Genomic DNA, 18,283 nt, shown 5'->3' on the forward strand with positions numbered 1-18,283 from the left:
ACCTCATCATTGCGGTTGCGTTGCCGCGGAGCGGGCAATAAGCTGTTTTAATTCAGGAATACAGGAGCCGCAGTGAGTGCCGCAGCCTAATTTTTTGCCCAGCGCCGCAGCGCTGGCGCAGCCGTCAGCAATGGCGGTGATAATTTGCTGTTCACCGATACCCAGGCAGCTGCAGATAGTCTTGCCGTGACCGGCGCCGCTGGCGGCGCGTCCCGCCAGTAAGGCATGGCGCGCCGCGGCGGTTTGCGGCGGCTGCTCAAAGGCGCCAGCCACCACGGCGCTATCAATCTCCGGCCGCCGGCCATCCGCATAAAATGCCAGCACCAGTTCCCCCGCCTGCCAGCCCAGCAGTCGATAAAAAGCGCCGTCACCGCGGGCAAATTGCAGTGTCAGGTCGCTGAGATCGCACTGCTGCGCCAGCCAGCGCTGTGGGTCGCCCTCTCCCGCCAGAGCGTATTGCGTCGCCGCCGGATGAGGGATGCGTGCCCACCAGACGCCGTGAGAAATGGTGACGTTGTCACGTAAAAACAACATTCCCTGCCAGTCGCTATGCCAGCGGCGCAGGCGTACCGCGGTCTGCTTACTCTCCGGCTGGCCCGAATCCGGGTCACACTGCGGCGCCACCAGTCGATCGACATTACCTTCAGCGGTGAATTGTCGTGTCCAGTGCATCGGAACAAACACACTGCCACGCTGTTGTCCGTCGCAACAGTGCGCGCGCGCCACCATCCAGCCGCTGGCCGACTGCACGCGCACTAAATCCCCGGCGCTGATCTGATGCTGTTGCGCATCCTGCGGATGGATTTCGACAAAGGGTTCGCTGTAGTGCTGCATCAGCCGCGGCACGCTGCCGGTACGCGTCATGGTATGCCACTGGTCGCGAATACGTCCGCTGTTCAGCAGCAGCGGCCAGCTGGCGCTGAGTTGTGCCGCGGGGAGCCGTGGCGTAATCGCCAGCAGCCGCGCTTTGCCGTCAGCATGGAAAAAAAGACGATCGCTAAACAACCGGGCGCAACCCTGCGGATATTGCGCGTTAACCGGCCACTGTACAGGTTGCAGCCGATCCCACTGCTGGTCAGTAAGGGTTGCCAGCCCGCTGATATCAAATGCGCGCGTGCCCTGATTCTCAAAGCCGGACAGCGCCGCATGTTCACGGAAAATCTGCGCCGGATGCTGCCAGTCAAATGCCGCGCCGTAGCCCATGCGCTGCGCCACCCCGGCAATCATCCACCAGTCGGGTCTGGCTTCACCGGCGGGCGGCACAAAGGCGCGCTGACGCGATATACGCCGTTCGGAATTGGTGACGGTGCCATTCTTCTCCCCCCAGCCCTGCGCAGGCAGCAGAATATCGGCATACGCCGTGGTATCCGTCTGCTGACAAACATCAGAGACAATCACCAGTTCGCAGCGCGCCAGCGCCTGCGCCACCCGATGACCATCCGGCAGCGACACCGCCGGATTGGTGCCCATAATCCACACCGCTTTCACCTCACCGCGTTCAATCGCCTGAAACAGCTCAACGGCCTGCAGTCCCGGCTGCTGCGCTACCCGATCGCTACGCCAGAAACGCTGCAGACGATCGATATCCTGCGGCACAAAACTCATATGCGCGGCCAGCTGATTCGCCAGACCGCCCACCTCGCGCCCGCCCATCGCATTGGGCTGGCCGGTCAGGGAAAACGGTCCGCTGCCGGCACGACCAATTTTGCCGCTCAGCAGATGGGCATTAATTATCGCGTTACATTTATCACTGCCGCTGGTCGACTGATTGATACCCATGCAATACAGCGTCAGCACTCGCGGGCTGACGATAAATTGCTGATAAAAGGCTTCGACCTGCGCCACCTCAAGCTGGCAAAACGCCGCTACCCGGTTACTGTCCCAGGGCGCCGCCGCCGCCAGCGCCTCCTCAACACCGCTGAGATGCGTCAGCATACTGTGGTCGACTGCCTGATGTTGCGCCAGCCAGTGCAGCAGGCCGTTAAATAGCGCGCCATCGCTGCCGGGACGCAAAGGTAAATGCAGATCGGCGAGGTCACAGGTGGCGGTGCGGCGCGGATCGATGACCACCACCCGCAACCCCGGATGCTGTTGTCTGGCGGCGACCAGTCGCTGATACGCCACCGGATGCGCCCAGGCGGTATTGGAGCCCACCAGCACCACCAGGTCGCTATGGGCGAAATCGTCATAGCAACAGGGCACGGCATCGGCGCCAAAGGCGCGTTTGTAGCCCACAACCGCCGACGCCATACAGAGCCGGGAATTAGTATCGATGTTGCCGGCGCCAATAAACCCTTTCATCAGTTTGTTGGCGGCGTAGTAATCCTCGGTCAGCAACTGACCGGAGGCGTAAAATGCCACCGCCCCCGGCCCGTGGCGCGCAATGACCTGTTGCAGCCCGTCGGCGACGCGATCCAGCGCCTGGTCCCAGCTAATGCGCTGGCCGTTATGCTGCGGCCACAGCAGACGCCCCTGCTGACCGAGCGTTTCCCCCAGCGCCGCGCCCTTCACGCATAAACGGCCATAATTCGCCGGATGCTGCGTATCGCCCGCCACCTGCACCTTGCCGTCGGCCAGTGTGCTTAGCCTGACGCCACAACCCACGCCACAGTAGGGACAGGTACTGTTCATGATGCCACCGCAATCGCCATCTCAGCCGTCGCCAGCGGCGTACTGGCGACCAGCACCATGCCGTTTTCCAGTTTCACCGGCCAGCAGCGCAGCTGCAGATCGGGCTGATCCAGGCTCTGACCATCGCGCAGACGGAAGCGTTGTTTATACAGCGGCGAAACCACCATCGCTTCGCCGCCCGTATCGCCGAGGATACCGCGCGACATCACGCTGGCGTTGCTGCCCGGCTCAAGATCATCAAGGGCAAAAATCTGCTCGCCAAAGCGGAACAGCGCGATGCGCTGGCGGCCAAGACGCGCGCCAATCCCGGCCTGCGCCGGAATATCCTGCAGCTGACAGAGCGCGCTCCAGGCTTCTGCCGGCAATTCCGTCTGTGGCACCGGGAGGCGGGAGGCGGGACGCATCTGTCCGCGTTCCTGCTCACGCAGTAGCGTCTCATCAGCCGAACCATCGTTAACCGTGGTACGAAACAGCGCCAGGCGATCGGGATTCGCCAGCGTGGTTTGCCATTCACACTGATAAGCATCGACCACCCGCTGCATCTCCTGCTCCAGCTCGCTGGCAATCCCCAGGCGGTCCTCGATCACCACGGCGCGCAGATAGTCGAGGCCGCCGGCCATATTATCCATCCACACGCTGGTACGCTGCAAACGCTCAGCGGTACGCACGTAAAACATCAGCAGGCGATCGACATAACGCAGTAGCGTAGGCGCGTCGAGATCGCTGGCAAACAGATCCGCATGACGGGGTTTCATGCCGCCATTGCCACAGACATATAAATTCCAGCCTTTATCGGTGGCAATCACGCCGATATCTTTGCTCTGCGCTTCAGCGCATTCACGGGTACAGCCGGATACCGCCATTTTGATTTTGTGCGGCGCACGCAGCCCTTTGTAACGATTTTCCAGCTGAACGGCGAAGCCGGTGGAGTCCTGGACGCCATAACGACACCAGCTGGAACCGACGCAGGATTTTACCGTACGCAGCGATTTACCGTAGGCGTGACCGGTTTCAAATCCGGCGGCAATCAGCGCCTGCCAGATTTCCGGTAGTTGATCGAGACGCGCGCCAAACAGATCGATGCGCTGGCCGCCGGTGATTTTGCTGTACAGGTTGTAGCGGCGGGCAATCTGGCCGATAGCAATCAGCCCCTCCGGCGTCACTTCACCGGCCGGCATACGCGGCACCACCGAGTAGCTGCCATCTTTCTGGATATTGGCGAAGTAGCGGTCGTTGGTGTCCTGCAGCGGCAGGTGTTGCGGTTTCAGCAGATACTCATTCCAGCAGGAGGCGAGCAGCGACGCCACCAGCGGCTTACAAATTTCACAGCCGTGACCGCGACCATGCTGCGCCAGCAGTTGATCGAAAGTTTTAATCTGATTAACGCGTATCAGGTGGTGCAACTCCTGCCGCGACCAGGCGAAGTGCTCGCAGATATCCTTCTTCACCTCGACGCCGAGGTTCGCCAGCTGGTACTCCATCACCTGTTTCACCAGCGCCGCACAGCCGCCACAGCCGGTGGCCGCTTTGGTACAGCCCCTGACCGCCGCCATATCGCCAGCGCCGTTCGCCACCGCCGTGCAGATATCATGCTTACTGACGTTATGACAGGAGCAGATCTGCGCGCTGTCCGGTAACGCCGCCACGCCCAACGCTTTTACCGGCGCACCGCCAGTTTGCGGCAGGATCAGGCTCTCCGGCGCCGCCGGTAACGCCATATCATTCAGCATCATTTGCAGCAGCGTACTGTACTCACTGCTGTCGCCCACCAGTACGCCGCCGAGCAGTTTTTTACCGTCTGCCGATACCACAATCTTTTTGTAAATCTCCTGTGGTCCGTTAGTCCAGTGATAGCTCTGGCAACCCGGCGTACGGCCATGGGCATCGCCGAGCGAGGCCACCTCCACACCCAGCAGTTTCAGTTTGGTGCTCATATCGGCGCCGGTAAAAGCCGCGGCTTCCCCCGCCAGGTTAGCCGCCAGCACGCGCGCCATCTGGTAGCCAGGCGCCACCAGACCAAAGATCTGCCCCTGCCACAGGGCGCATTCGCCGATGGCATAAATCGCGCTGTCCGAAGTGACGCAGCGGTCATCAATGTCGATGCCGCCACGCGGCCCGAGGGTCAGCCCGGCATCACGCGCCAGCTGGTCACGCGGACGGATACCGGCCGAGAACAGCACCAAATCGCTGGTCAGGCTATCGCCATCGGCAAAATTCAGCGTCATGCTGCCGTCGGCATGTTCGGTAATTTCGCGCGTCTCTTTGCCGGTATGCACGCGCACGCCAAGAGCTTCGATTTTCCGCCGCAGCATCTGCGCACCGCCGTCATCCAGCTGCACCGCCATCAGCCGTGGCGCAAACTCGACGACATGGGTTTCCAGACCCAGTTGTTTCAGCGCGTTGGCCGCTTCCAGCCCTAACAGACCACCGCCGATCACCACCCCACGCGTTGCCTGCTGCGCGCGTGCGGCAATGGCGTCCAAATCGTCCAGCGTACGGTAAACAAAGCAGTTCGCTGATTTACCGCCCGGGATCGGCGGTACAAATGGCCAGGAGCCGGTCGCCAGTACCAGTTTGTCCCATGCCATTTCATGACCGCTGGCATCGCGAATACATTTACGCTGGCGATCTATCGCCACCACTTCGCGGTGACTGTGCAGTTCAATAGCGTGTTGTGCAAAAAAGTTCGCGCTGACCAGCGACAGATCTGCATGGCTGCTGCCGGCAAAATAGTCAGAAAGATGCACGCGGTCATAGGCAGCATGGCGCTCTTCACCGTACACCACCACCTGATAGTGATGATGCAACTCGCGCTGCACCAGTTGTTCGAGAAAATGATGACCGACCATACCGTGGCCAATCACGACTAATACAGGTTTGCTCATCACATTGTTCCCTGCAGCCAGCGGCTGCCTGTAGTTATCTTCAGCATCAAACAGCGCGGCAGCTGACACTGCCTGCGCGCGGTGTAATTTTTTCATCAGCGTCGCCGCCTGCGTGGTATCGCCATACAGCAATACGCCGCTTAACTTGCCGTCGCGCAGCGACAGGCGGCGGTAGTGGCCACTGATCGGGTCAAAACTGATTAGCGACTGGCTGTGGGCATCGTCACGCAGATCGCCGGCGCTGAAGACCTCAATGCCGGTGACTTTAAGCCGGACGGCGTTTTCCTGCGGCTGAAAATCGGCCAGCGGCTCGCCGGCCAGCTGATGCGCCAGAATCTGCGCCTGCTGCAGACAGGGCGCCAGCAGACCAAAGGTTTCACCGTTAATTTCACAGCACTCACCCAGTGCATAAACGCCCGGCTGGCGGGTTTGCAACTGGCCATTAACCTGAATACCGCGATCGCAGGCAAGACCGGCCGCACGCGCCACGCCCCGCTCAGGGACCACGCCAGCGGCGATCACCACCCGCTGCGCCGGCAGTTGCCGGCCAGTGGATAAAGTGACACTGTCACCATGAATGGCGCTAATTTGCTGGCCGAGCCAGCAGCGGATACCGCGTTGCTGTAATGAGTCGAGCAGCAGTGTGCCCGCCTGCGCATCCAGCTGGCGATCCAACAGCCACGGCTGGCGATGGACCAGCGCCACCTCGCGGCCACGCAGCCGTAACGCCGCCGCGGCCTCGATACCCAACACGCCGCCACCGAGCACCACCACCGGGCCGTGGCTGCTGAGTATCTGTTCCACATCCGCCTGCGTACGAAAACCGCTGACATGGGGAGCGTTGATCCCGGCAATCGACGGCATCAGCGGCGTCGAGCCGGTGGCAAACACCAGACGCTGCCAGTGCAGGCGGCGTCTGGTGGTGACCAGCTGCCGGCGGGCAATATCCACCGACTGCACCGCTTCCCCCATCAGCAGAGTGACGCCATGATCGGCATACCACTGCGGCGTATGCAGCAGCGTGGCGGCAAACGGTTTTTCTCCGCTTAACACCGGCGACAACATAATGCGGTTGTAATTGCCCAGCGCCTCGCGCCCAATCACCGTGATGCGATAGCGTTCCGGCGCCAGCTGCAGCAGCGTTTCCACCATACGCATACCGGCCATGCCATTACCGACCACCAGCAGATGTTCGACCATCGCCCGCTCCTTATGCCGCTGTTGCCTGTTTCTCATAGAGGAAATGCAACACCTGCTGACGCAGCTGGTGATAGCGCGGCTCTTCAGCCAGCGCCACGCGCGAGCGCGGACGTGGCAGGTCGACAGACAAAATCTCGCCCACTCTGGCCGCGGGTCCGTTGGTCATCATCAGTACCCGATCGGAAAGCAGCACCGCTTCGTCGACATCATGGGTAATCAGCACAATTGTGGTATTCAGCTTTTGCTGAATACGCATCACCGCATCCTGCAAATGGGCGCGGGTTAGCGCATCGAGCGCGCCGAAGGGTTCATCCATCAGCAGCACCCGCGGTTTCATCGCCAGCGCCCGGGCGATACCGACGCGCTGCTTCATACCGCCGGAGATTTCACCCGGACGTTTATGCAGTGCATGGCCCATCTGCACCAGTTCCAGGTTGTGCTCGATCCATGCACGCATTTCCGCTTTACTCATACTGGCGCGAAACACCTGGTTAACCGCCAGTGCCACGTTGTCATAGGTGGTCAGCCACGGCAGCAGCGAATGGTTCTGAAACACCACCGCCCGCTCCGGGCCAGGGCCGGTAATTTCACGGTTATCGCACAGCAGTACGCCGCTACTCGGGCGGGTTAATCCGGCGATCAGATTCAGCAGCGTTGACTTGCCACAGCCGGAATGGCCGATCAGACTGACGGTTTCGCCTTCGCTGATATTGAAGCTGACGTCATCAAGGGCGAGATACTCACCGCTGTCGGTGTCAAAACGCTGACTGACGTTCTGTACCTGAATAATCGAATTCATCATGTTCTCTCCCAGCTAAAACGACGAGCCAGCAGCATCAGCGCCTGCTCCAGCAACAGTCCCACCACCCCGATAATCACAATCGCGATCAGGATGTTTTCCACATTCAGGTTGTTCCACTCATTCCAGATCCAGAAACCGATCCCCAGCCCCCCGGTCAGCATCTCGGCCGCGACAATCACCAGCCAGGCAATACCGATCGACAGCCGCACACCGGTCAGCACCGCCGGCAACACCGCCGGAAACAGGATTTTGCGCATCACCGTCCATTCGGAAAGATTCAGCACCCGCGCCACATTGAGGTAGTCCTGCGGGATGCGCAGCACGCCTTCGGCGGTATTGATAATCATCGGCCAGATAGAGCAGATAAAAATGGTCCAGCTGGAGGCCGGTTCTGCACGCTGAAACAGCAGCAGGCCGATCGGCAACCATGCCAGCGGGCTGACCGGACGCAGTAAGGCAATAATCGGGTTCAGCATGCGCGCCAGGAAGGTAAAGCGCCCCAACAGAAAACCAGCCGGGATCCCCACCAGCGCCGCCATGCCAAAGCCAATCGCCACCCGTTGCAGCGACGCCAGCACATTCCAGCCAATCCCCTGATCGTTAGGGCCAGCGTTATAGAAAGGATCGGCGAACAGCACCAACGCCGCCTGCCAGGTACTCCACGGCGTCGGAAAGCCATGACTGTTCAGCGCGGCAATCTGCCACACCGCCAGCAGTAACAGCAGGCCGCAGCACGGCGGGATCACCCGCTGCAACAGGGGACGCAGCCGCCGGGAGGATAATTTTACCGCCGGTTTTGCCGCCGGTTTTAACGCAATAATTTCGGCTTCAGGCGCTGCACTGTTCGTATGCAACACCACCACGCGCGCTTCACTTTTCATCTCACTACTCCTCAATGTTTAATCGCGAAACTGGCGGCATACTGCGCCGGATTACTGCCGTCCCAGACTTTGCCGTCTATTAGCGTGCTGCTGCGCATCTCACTGCCCGGCAACGCCACATTGCCCACGGCGCTGGCCGCCTGGCGGTAGATATCGATACGGTTAACCTGGCGGGCGACCGCAAGGTAGTCCGGCTCCTGTTTCAGCATTCCCCAGCGTTGCTGCTGGGTCAGGAACCACATGCCGTCGGAGAGATAGGGAAAGCTGACCGCGCCGTCATGGAAGAAGCGCATGGCGTGCTGATCCTGCCAGCGTTTGCCAAGGCCATCGTCATACTGGCCAAGCATCCGGCCTTCAATGGTGTCCGGTTTGGTGTTAAGCCAGGCGCGTCCGGCAATGGTTTGCGCCGTTTCGCGCCGGTTGTCGTCAGAGGCATCGATCCAGCGCGCCGCTTCCAGTACTGCAGCGGTCAGCGCCCGGGCGCTATTGGGATTCTCCTGTACCCAGGCGGCACGGGTGCCCAGTACTTTTTCCGGATGATCCGGCCAGATTTGCTGGGTAGTCGCGGCGGTAAAGCCGACATTTTCCCCGATCGCGCGCTGGTTCCATGGTTCGCCGACGCAGTAACCGCTCATATTGCCGATCTTCATATTCATCACCATCTGCGGTGGCGGGACCACCACGGTGCGGACATCGTCAAACGGATTGATACCGGCGTTAGCCAGCCAGTAGTAGAGCCACATAGCGTGAGTGCCGGTTGGAAAGGTATGGGCGAAGGTGTAGGTGCCCGGCGCTTTTGCCGCCACCGCCTGCTTTAGCGTCGCGGCATCGGTAACCTTCATCTCTTTTAGCTGATTCGACAGCGTAATCGCCTGGCCATTGTTGTTCAGCGTCATCAGGTTGGCCATATCATGCTGTGGCCCGGCCACCCCCAGTTGCAGGCCGTACAGCAGTCCATACAAGAGATGTGCGGCATCCAGTTCGCCGGAAGTGAGTTTGTCACGCACGGCCGCCCAGCTGGCCTCTTTGCTCGGCAAAATGCTGATGCCGTATTTTTTATCGAAACCTTTCACTGTTGCCATAATCACCGGCGCACAGTCTGTGAGCGGAATAAACCCGACGTGTATCTCGGTTTTTTCCGGCGCATCCGATCCGGCGGCCCAGACGCTATTCATTAAACCTGGCAGCAGATAACTGCCGCCAAGTACCGCGCTCCCGGCAAGAAATCGACGTCGTGACAGCGGAAAAAGGTCTTTGCTCATCATTGGCTTCCTGGAAAAAAGAAATAAAAAAAGGCGTCCTCCGACATGCTCGAAAGCATGCGGCAGGACGCCTTTATCCAAAGCACTCGCTCCACCGCCATTGGCGCAGCAAATGCATTATTTGTATATGAAGTGTTGCAAATCATGTGCCAGAGTTGCCGTCAGGCAATAACCCGGACATTTACAGTGGCTTAGGTTAGCGGCGGTGGCCGGACGGCAGAATTGATCGCAGCACCGCGCACTATGCTGAAGCAGCAGACGCACAATTACTGTGCATTTTAACTATTCAGGCTTCTCTGCGAAGGCAGATGCGACAGATAACATCGCTATAGCGATATCTACTACACGTTTATTTTGATTCATTGCCATTTTGCGCAACATCTGCCACGCCTGCTCCTCGCTGCAGCCCTGATGCTTTATCAGCAACAGTTTCGCCTGATCGATCTGTTTGCGGTCGTTTAAGGTGGCGCGCATGCTCGCCAGCTCATCGGCCTGCGCCTGCAACCGTTGCGACTGCTGCTGAATCAGGGTTAATACCGAGCGTCCCAGCTGCGGAGTCACCCCCTCAGCATCAAGGGCGACACTGTGGCTGCCAATCCAGTCGGCGCCGGCGACATACAGGCTGTAACCCTGCTCACTGTTCATGGCCTGCAGCCGGGCGCCGGGATCGCTGACGTCATCAGCCTCCTGCGCGCGCCGGATAGTGTCACGGCAACACTGCATCAGGGTGGTTTCCAGACGGTCCTCCACCCCCTTCATGCCATCCAGCCTTTTACTCAGCAGCTGAAACCAGCGTAGCGCCCCCACGTCCCCGGTCTGGCTGCTCATACACGCCACCCGTCGCAGCCGTTCCACTTCCGGCTCGGCTTCGGCAATCGCGCACCACAACTGTAGGCTCTGCGCATCGGCGAACTGACTGAAGGTACTAAAGCAGCGCTGCTGGGCCTCAATCAGCGCCACAATCCGCGCACTCTGCGCGGCGGTAAACACCCCGGCAGCAAACCCGGCACAGCCGGTGGCGCGTTCCTGACCGGCCAGCTCTTTGCCCTGCATAAAACTGAACATGGCGATCAGCGCGCGCGACACTTGCGCATCGCTGGCGGCATCGGCAGCTTCAAATACCAGATTCATTAACTGGCGAATAATCTGGTTAAACCGTGTCATCGCCGTGTCATGGCTAACACTGAGCGCCCTGATCTGCTGACGTAGCGGCGCCAGTTCTCCCAGCCCATCTACTGCGGCGGCAATGCGCGCATACAGACGGCTATTGCCAGCCAGCGGGCTGGCCTGCGGACGCGGCAACAGCTGTAGCATGCTGGCTAATTCGCGGCTGACATCGCGCTCACGCTGTGGCAGCTCGTCAGCGAACAGTTTTCCTGCTGAGCAGAGCCAGATATTGGACGCGCCCCTTTCACGCTGCAGCACATGGATCAGCTGGCCAAGTTGACCTATCAGCTGCCCGGTGTGGAGCAGATTGCGCAGGCTGGCGATTTCACTTTGGCGTGATGCCAGTAAATAGTCGAGGGCAGACGGAGTGGCTGCAGTCATGAGTTCGCTCCCGGGCGTGTACAGACAGAGGCAAGTAAAGCAAGAGCCGTGCCGTTTAACCGCGGCACAACATAAATTTTACTTCTGTGGCGCAATCATCATAGGATTTTCTTATAACCGCAAAATGGTACTCAAGAGACCGGCAGAGAGCGCCGATATCTGGCAAAACCCTGTCTATTTCCGAGGTCTTTATGCTTTCAATAGTTCGGCGTTCATCAGTTCGACTTTCATCCATTCGCGCACGTATTCTGGCGATTACTATGGGGTGCGTGGTTATCGCACTGATTATCAACACCAGCATTAACTACTTTGTCGCACAGAAGTACAATCAGCAGGCGATTAGCAGCACACTGGATGCGGTGGTCAGCAGCCATAAAACCGCCATTGGCGACTGGATTAACAGTAAACTGACCATGATTGCCTCACTGCAATCGGTGGCATTAAGTGAAGATCCGCTACCGATGTTTAAACAGATTGCCAGTGCCGGCAGCTTTATTAATGTGTACGCCGGCTACGCCAATAAAACGGCAAAATTCTCATCCCCCGGCGGGATCCCCGCCGACTATAACCCAACGATACGCCCGTGGTATATCGATGCCATCAGGGTGGGAAAACCGATGGTTACCGCTCCCTATGTGGATATGGCGACCAATAAGCTGGTGGTCAGCTTTGTGGCGCCGGTCAACGGCAACGCTGCGGTTGTCGGTTCAGATGTGGCGATGGACAGTATCGTTGCCAATGTCAGTTCGATTCGGCCTACCCCGGCCAGTTCTGGTCTGTTAATCGACAAACAGGGCACCATTGTTACCACCAGCGACGCCAGTATGGCGTTAAAACCGGTGAAAAATCTGATACCAGACCTTGATGTCGCGGCGCTGATTCGCGCTGACCAGCCGTTACTGGCGCATATTGACGGGGTGCCAAAGCTGCTGCGTGCGCAGGCGGTTGCCGGCACCGACTGGTACCTGGTGGTGGCGCTGGATCAACAGGAAGCCACCGCCGGGATGAAGTCGTTGCTCGGCGCCTCGGCGCTGTCGCTGATACTGTTGGTGCTGGCGGCGGCATTAATGATCAGCCTGCTGATTGGTGCGTTGATGCGCCGGCTGCTGAATATCCGTGACGCCATGCTGGCGATCAGTTCTGGCGATGATGATTTAACCCAGCGTCTGCCGGAAAATGGTCACGATGAAGTCACGCAAATTGCCGTCGCGTTTAACGCCTTTATTGATAAGCTGGCGACAGTTATGGGACAGCTGCGCGACGCCAGCGCCTCTGTTCAGCTGGCGGCTAATGAGATCGCCACCGGCAATAAAGATCTCTCCGGCCGTACCGAACAGGCGGCGGCGAACTTACGTGAAACCGTCAGCTCCATTGATGCGATTGCCGCCTCCGTCGCCCACTCCACCCAGTCAGCCGCCGACGCTAACCAGCAGGTCGCCGCCGCCTCGGAAACCGCTCAGCGCGGAGGGAAAGTGGTCTCCAGCGTCATCAGCACCATGCATGATATTGAAAATGCCTCAGCCAAGATTGGCGACATTATTAGTGTGATCGATGGTATCGCCTTCCAGACCAATATTCTGGCGCTGAACGCCGCGGTGGAAGCCGCGCGCGCTGGCGAACAGGGGCGCGGATTCGCCGTGGTGGCGGGCGAAGTTCGCAGCCTTGCCCAGCGCAGCGCGCAGGCGGCGAAAGAGATTAAAACGCTGATTGATACCACCACCCAGAGTGTGGCAAGCGGCTCGAAGTATGTGCAGATGGCAGGCGAAACCATGGTGGATATTGTCACCAGCGTCGCCAGCGTCTCCGGCATTATGGCCGGCATCACCCAGGCCAGCGATCAGCAGATGCAGGGAATCCAGGGGGTCAACCAGGCGGTCGGTCGTCTTGAAGAGATGGTGCAGCAAAATGCCGAGCTGGTGGTTGAATCTGCCGCAGCGGCTGGCGCATTGCAATTTCAGGCCAATGAACTGGCGGCAACCGCAGGGCATTTCCGTCTGTAAACGCTGAATCCCTACCGTTTTTTGCTTACGGGCGGCAACCTTGCCGCCCGACAATAAGTATCAGTTTTTCTAATAAGATAACTTTCCGTGTCACTTTCCCCCTTCCGCTGCAGCTTTATTGTTGCCGAACGTCCAGCGCGACAAGCATAAATTCGTTTAATCAAAATGCGCGAAAATCGGCGGGCAGTCAGTACTAACCGCTTACTAAGTCGGCGAATTAACATGATAACGATTTGCATGCAATGGTTTTAAATCTCAAAAGTGTCAGGTAGACTGACCGCACTTTATGTTTATGTAAAAATAAGCAATTTTTGAGCCTGTCGCGCCCAATAATTTGGTGAAAAAATCGCCATAATTGCGCGTTTATGCGCCAATATGTCTGAAATTGTCCAGACTCCCTGATGATATTCACGAGGACCACTGTGAAAATTCGTATCGCGTTGACTCTGTTAGCTGTGCTTACCGTGGCCGGATGTAAGGCGCCGCCGCCACCTGTGACGGATGATACTCTGGTGAACAGCAACGTTGCGGGGGTGACGCTGGTCCACCGCCATGCGGTACAGGCGCCAAAAGAATTTACCCCGGTGAATGAAAGCTGGCGCGCGCTCTATAACGCCTCGGTGATGACCACGCCGGACTACAGCGGCAAAATTGTCCGTTACCTCGAGAACGGCAAACCCTTTGTGGTATTAGGGGAAGTAGAAAATCACTGGCTGGCGATTGCCGAAGAAGATCAGCAGCAGTTAATTGGTTATGTACCGCTAAAAGCGGGGGTAAAAAGCGAACGCTATGACGCCACGGTGCGCAGCGATCGTCCGCGTCCGCGTAAATCAACAAAACAGCAAGTTTGCGTGGATGTCGGTGGCGCCAGTAAAGCCTGCAGGAATAAAGACACAGCAACCTGGATCCTTGAATAGTTCAGGCTGCTTCGCAGGGCGCAGCGACGCGCCCAATTGCTTGTTAAACACGTGAAATCGCCTGATGGAACAGACGTTAAGCCAGGATTTACCACAGCCAATGACGCCGGAAATTGCTGCCCGCGAAACACCTTATGCGAGCGCCGAAAACCCACTTCTCGCCGCAGCCGCGCCTTTATTAAATGCGATTGTGCAAATTCGTCTGGCCGCAACCCATGATGACCCGGCCGGACTGCGCCACCAGCTGGTAGATGAAATTCGCCAGTTTGAAACCCGCTGTAAACAGCTGGACTTACCTTTTGAGATGATTATTGGTACCCGCTACTGCTTATGTAGCGTACTGGATGAAGCTGCGGCGCAAACGCCATGGGGTACGCGCGGTGTCTGGTCCGGCAATGGCCTGTTGGTCACTTTCCATAATGAGAGCTGGGGCGGCGAAAAATTTTTCCAGTTGTTGTCGCGTATTTCACAGTCGCCGCAACAACATTTATGGTTACTGGAAGTGATTCATTACTGCCTGCTACTGGGTTATGAGGGACGCTATCGCGGTACCGGGAATGGCCGCGCGCAGTGCGATGCCATTCGTTCACGGCTGGCGCAGCTGATTGCCAGCACCCGTAATACGCCGCAGCAGCCGCTGGCGGCGCAGGTGGTGGTACGCCCGCAGCAGAGCAATTTATGGCGTCCGCCGGTACCACTGTGGGCCTGTGTTACCGTCACGGCTTTCCTCGCCTGCATGATCTACAGCGGGCTGAACTGGCGGCTGGGCAATAGCGCGGAACCCTTATTACGCGATATCTATCAAACGCCGTTGCCACAGGTGAACAATGGCCGCAATGCCAGCTCCCCCCAGAGTCTGCTCGATCTGCGCAAGGCGCTGGGTGATGTGATTGTCGCCGAACAACTGGAGGTCAGCGATGGACCTTTTGGCAGCAAGGTGCTGTTATCCAGCGACAAGCTGTTTGACCGGGATACCACCACACTGAATGCGGTTGGCCGGGCGCTGATTACCCGCGTCGCGGCGGCAATGAATGATATTAAAGGCAAAGTGGTCGTCACGGTTTATACCGACGATCGGCCGCTGCGTAATAGTCGTTTTGCCTCAAACTATGAATATTCACTGGCGCTGGCGCGCACCATAGCCAGCCAGCTGGAACAGCAACTGGCGCCCGGTCACGATATCCGGGCGGAAGGTCGCGGTGATAGCGAAGCGCTAATGCCCAATGACAGTAAGGAAAATCGCGCCCATAACCGCCGCGTTGAGATTACCCTGTTTGCCGCGCCAGAGCCACCGGCCACCCCGGCTAATAAAGGAACGCCGTGATGCGTAATCTACTGTTTTCACTGCTTACCAACCGCCTGCTATGGGGTTTTATCGGCATTACCGCCCTGAGCAGTGTTATCTGGATGCTCGGCCCGCTGATGACCATTAACGATCTGCGCCCGCTGGAAGCGCCGCTGCATCGTCAGATCCTGACTGGCATCAGCTATTTTTTCTGGATCCTGTTTCAGCTGATCCCGCATCTCTACCGCGCCTGGTTTAACAGTAAATTGCTGCATAATCTGCAGTTCAGCAACGTTGATCACGGGGAACTGATGGCGACGGAGGAACTGTTAACCTCGCGCTTTAACGAAGCGGCATCATTACTGAAGAAAGCTCACTTTTATCAGCAACCCCCCTCCAGCTGGTTTCAGCGTTACAGCGCCCGTTATCTCTATCAGCTGCCGTGGTATATGATTGTCGGCGCGCCTGGCGCCGGTAAAACCACCGCCCTGATTAATTCGGGTCTGGAGTTTCCGCTCACTGACAGCATGGGAAAACAGGCGATACGCGGCGTGGGCGGCACCCGCCACTGCGACTGGTGGTTTACTGACCGCGCGGTGCTGCTGGATACCGCCGGACGTTACACGCTGCAGGAGAGTATGCGTGCCCGTGATGCCAGCGAGTGGCAAACCTTTATTAATCTGCTGAAGCACTATCGTGCGCGTCAGCCGATTAACGGCGTGATTATCACCATCAGCGTCGCCGATCTGCTCAGCGATTCCGCCGAAGCACGCTATATCCAGGCCACCGCGCTGCGCAGCCGCATGGCCGAATTGCATCAGCAGACCGGCATCCATTTCCCGGTGTATGTAATGGTAACCAAGACCGACCTGCTGAAAGGGTTTATGAGTTACTTTGCCAGCCTCGATAAATCACAGCGCGAACAGACCTGGGGTTTTACCTTCCCGTGGGAGCCTAACCGTAATAGCGAGCGCGCGCTTAACCGGCTGTTTGATCAGCAGTTCCGCGTCCTTTCCAGCCGCCTGACCGATGATCTGGCCAGCAAGATGGCCCAGGAAAATGATTTAACCCGCCGCGCCGACTGCTTCCTGTTCCCACAGGAATTTGCCTCGCTGCGCCCGCTGCTGGCGGAATATCTGGACATTATTTTTTCTCCCGGCGCCGGTGAAGTCGCCTGGTCGGCGCGCGGTTTATTCTTTACCAGCGGTACCCAGGAAGGTTTGCCATTCGACCGCGTGATGGGCGAACTGACGCGCAAACTGCAATTACCGCAGGCGCAACGTCACTCCATCGCCAGCTGGGATAGCGTTAACCGCGCCGCGCCGATTCCGGGTAATAAGGGCCAGAGTTTTTTTATCCACGATCTGTTAAGCGAAGTGATTTTTAAAGAGAGTGGCCTCGCCGGCAGCGATCGCTCCTGGGAGTATCGCAATCGCCTGATGCACTGGACCGGCTATGCGGCACTGGCGTTAACCCTGATGGTCACCAGCGCATGGTGGTTATTGAGCTACTATCAAAATCAGCGCTATTTACAGCAAATTGCCGCGCGCGTCCCGGCTATCTCGCAGCAGGCGGCGCATTTTTCCGCAGTGGATAACGGCAATATCCTTGATCTGCTACCCTTCTTAAATAATCTGGTGAAATTGCCGCAGCCCGAGGGATTTTCCCTCGACCATCCGCCGCTCAGCATGCGTGCCGGGTTATACCGTGGTGACCAGGTGAGTGATGCGGCCTGGGCGATGTATCAGAATGCGTTGCGATCGCTGTTACTGCCGCGCGTGGCGCGCCAGATCACCGCTACCCTGCGCAATGATCACGGCGAGGATAATGAGTTCAGCCGTAATGCGTTGCGTGCCTATCAGATGTTGTATCAGCCGCGTAATTACGACGGCGAATTTCTGCGTGGCTGGGTGATGCAAAATTTCCAGCGCACCCTGCCAGCGGAGGTCACCACGCGCGATTTACAGCAACTCGACTGGCACCTCAGCCAACTGCTGGATCGTCAGATCCAGACATCGCCTTATGCACGCGATAACGCATTAATGATGCGTAAGCTGGCGGACAATCTGGACAGAGCAGGCCAGAACAGCCCTGCTCTGGCGTTAACGCCAGGCGTGCTGTTTCCAACAGCGACCCGGAACGTTCAATAATCCGAAGGATAAGGTTATGGCAGAGAGACTAAGCCTCGGTTGGTACGGGAAGCTGCCGATCACCGGTGACTTTATCCAGCGAGCGTTGCCTGAACCCATCGTCGCCAGCTGGTCGAACTGGTTTCAGCAGGGGCTAACCCACTGGCACCATCACACCGGCGCGACCAGCGATGAGTTTTTACGCGCGCCGGTATGGAATTTTGTGTTGCCGGCCACCATTGGCGTGCAACGGATCCAGATGGGTTGTTTACTGCCGTCGCGCGATCGCGTTGGTCGTGCCTGGCCACTGCTGGCGCTGTGCAGCTTTGCACCGTCGGAGTGGCATCCGGCCCAGCTGACCATTTCCGGCGACTGGTATCAGGAACTGGGTGATACACTGTGGCGCGGCGTGCGCGACGGCCTGTCGCCAGAGGCGCTGGAAGCCAGTTTGCTGGCGCTGGCGCCGCTGTCGGTGCCGGAAAAGCAGCGTTCGGCGATTATGGATGTGATTGGCTATCAGGATCTGCCCTGCACCCTGAGCTGGCGCGAAGTCGCGGATCGTTTTGATCCACAGCAGTATATTAGTTACTGGTGGAGTAACCGCAGTGATGGTTACCCGCATGCCACCCATAAACATAGCGGCAATCTCACCGCCCAGCTGTTTTCGCTACTATTTAATCCGGCGGCCGGTGCGCCTCCGGGCCGTAACGGACTCTATCCGCCGATGTTTGAATAGCGTCTTT

The 18,283-nt window shown here is 58.3% G+C and carries 11 protein-coding genes; 5 read left to right on the forward strand and 6 right to left on the reverse strand.

Translation table 11 applies throughout. The features are described from left to right. Positions 1-6 precede the first annotated feature (6 nt). The 6 genes from JWF83_RS15075 to JWF83_RS15100 all read right to left on the reverse strand — a co-directional run bounded on the left by JWF83_RS15075 (position 7) and on the right by JWF83_RS15100 (position 11,209). On the reverse strand, positions 7-2,631 hold the full coding sequence (locus JWF83_RS15075; RefSeq protein WP_413651144.1) for a molybdopterin-dependent oxidoreductase: 2,625 nt from the start codon (positions 2,629-2,631) through the stop codon (positions 7-9). Continuing rightward, positions 2,628-6,716: a nitrite reductase large subunit NirB gene (gene nirB / locus JWF83_RS15080; protein WP_413651145.1), complete on the reverse strand. Its 4,089-nt coding sequence runs from the start codon at positions 6,714-6,716 to the stop codon at positions 2,628-2,630. Before nirB ends, JWF83_RS15075 begins: the two co-directional genes overlap by 4 nt. A gap of 10 nt (positions 6,717-6,726) precedes the next feature. Beyond that, on the reverse strand, positions 6,727-7,515 hold the full coding sequence (locus tag JWF83_RS15085; RefSeq protein WP_413651492.1) for an ABC transporter ATP-binding protein: 789 nt from the start codon (positions 7,513-7,515) through the stop codon (positions 6,727-6,729). After that, on the reverse strand, positions 7,515-8,399 hold the full coding sequence (ntrB, locus tag JWF83_RS15090; protein WP_413651146.1) for a nitrate ABC transporter permease: 885 nt from the start codon (positions 8,397-8,399) through the stop codon (positions 7,515-7,517). The genes JWF83_RS15085 and ntrB overlap by 1 nt, the downstream gene beginning before the upstream one ends. Before the next feature lie 11 nt (positions 8,400-8,410). Beyond that, entirely contained in the window at positions 8,411-9,661 is a 1,251-nt protein-coding gene (locus tag JWF83_RS15095) for a CmpA/NrtA family ABC transporter substrate-binding protein (RefSeq protein ID WP_413651493.1), read from the reverse strand. A 282-nt stretch (positions 9,662-9,943) separates the two neighbouring features. Continuing rightward, a complete protein-coding gene (locus JWF83_RS15100; protein WP_413651148.1) occupies positions 9,944-11,209 on the reverse strand; it encodes a nitrate- and nitrite sensing domain-containing protein in 1,266 nt (421 codons plus the stop codon). Between the two features lie 191 nt (positions 11,210-11,400). On the opposite strand from JWF83_RS15100, the gene JWF83_RS15105 reads away from it, so the two are divergent. From JWF83_RS15105 to tagF, 5 genes are all read left to right on the forward strand, one after another. Next, positions 11,401-13,209, forward strand: coding sequence for a methyl-accepting chemotaxis protein (locus tag JWF83_RS15105; protein WP_413651149.1), 1,809 nt, complete (start codon positions 11,401-11,403; stop codon positions 13,207-13,209). A gap of 401 nt (positions 13,210-13,610) precedes the next feature. Continuing rightward, on the forward strand, positions 13,611-14,126 hold the full coding sequence (locus tag JWF83_RS15110; RefSeq protein WP_413651150.1) for an SH3 domain-containing protein: 516 nt from the start codon (positions 13,611-13,613) through the stop codon (positions 14,124-14,126). 100 nt (positions 14,127-14,226) lie between these two features. Further along, the gene (gene icmH, locus JWF83_RS15115) at positions 14,227-15,450 is read left to right on the forward strand and encodes a type IVB secretion system protein IcmH/DotU (protein ID WP_413651494.1); all 1,224 of its coding nucleotides are present in this window, start codon (positions 14,227-14,229) and stop codon (positions 15,448-15,450) included. Then, positions 15,450-17,561, forward strand: coding sequence for a type VI secretion system membrane subunit TssM (gene tssM, locus JWF83_RS15120; RefSeq protein WP_413651152.1), 2,112 nt, complete (start codon positions 15,450-15,452; stop codon positions 17,559-17,561). The genes icmH and tssM overlap by 1 nt, the downstream gene beginning before the upstream one ends. 16 nt (positions 17,562-17,577) lie before the next feature. Continuing rightward, a complete protein-coding gene (tagF, locus tag JWF83_RS15125) occupies positions 17,578-18,276 on the forward strand; it encodes a type VI secretion system-associated protein TagF (protein WP_413651153.1) in 699 nt (232 codons plus the stop codon). Positions 18,277-18,283 lie beyond the last annotated feature (7 nt).

Source organism: Pantoea sp. B65 (assembly GCF_047308185.1).
Classification (GTDB): domain Bacteria; phylum Pseudomonadota; class Gammaproteobacteria; order Enterobacterales; family Enterobacteriaceae; genus Erwinia.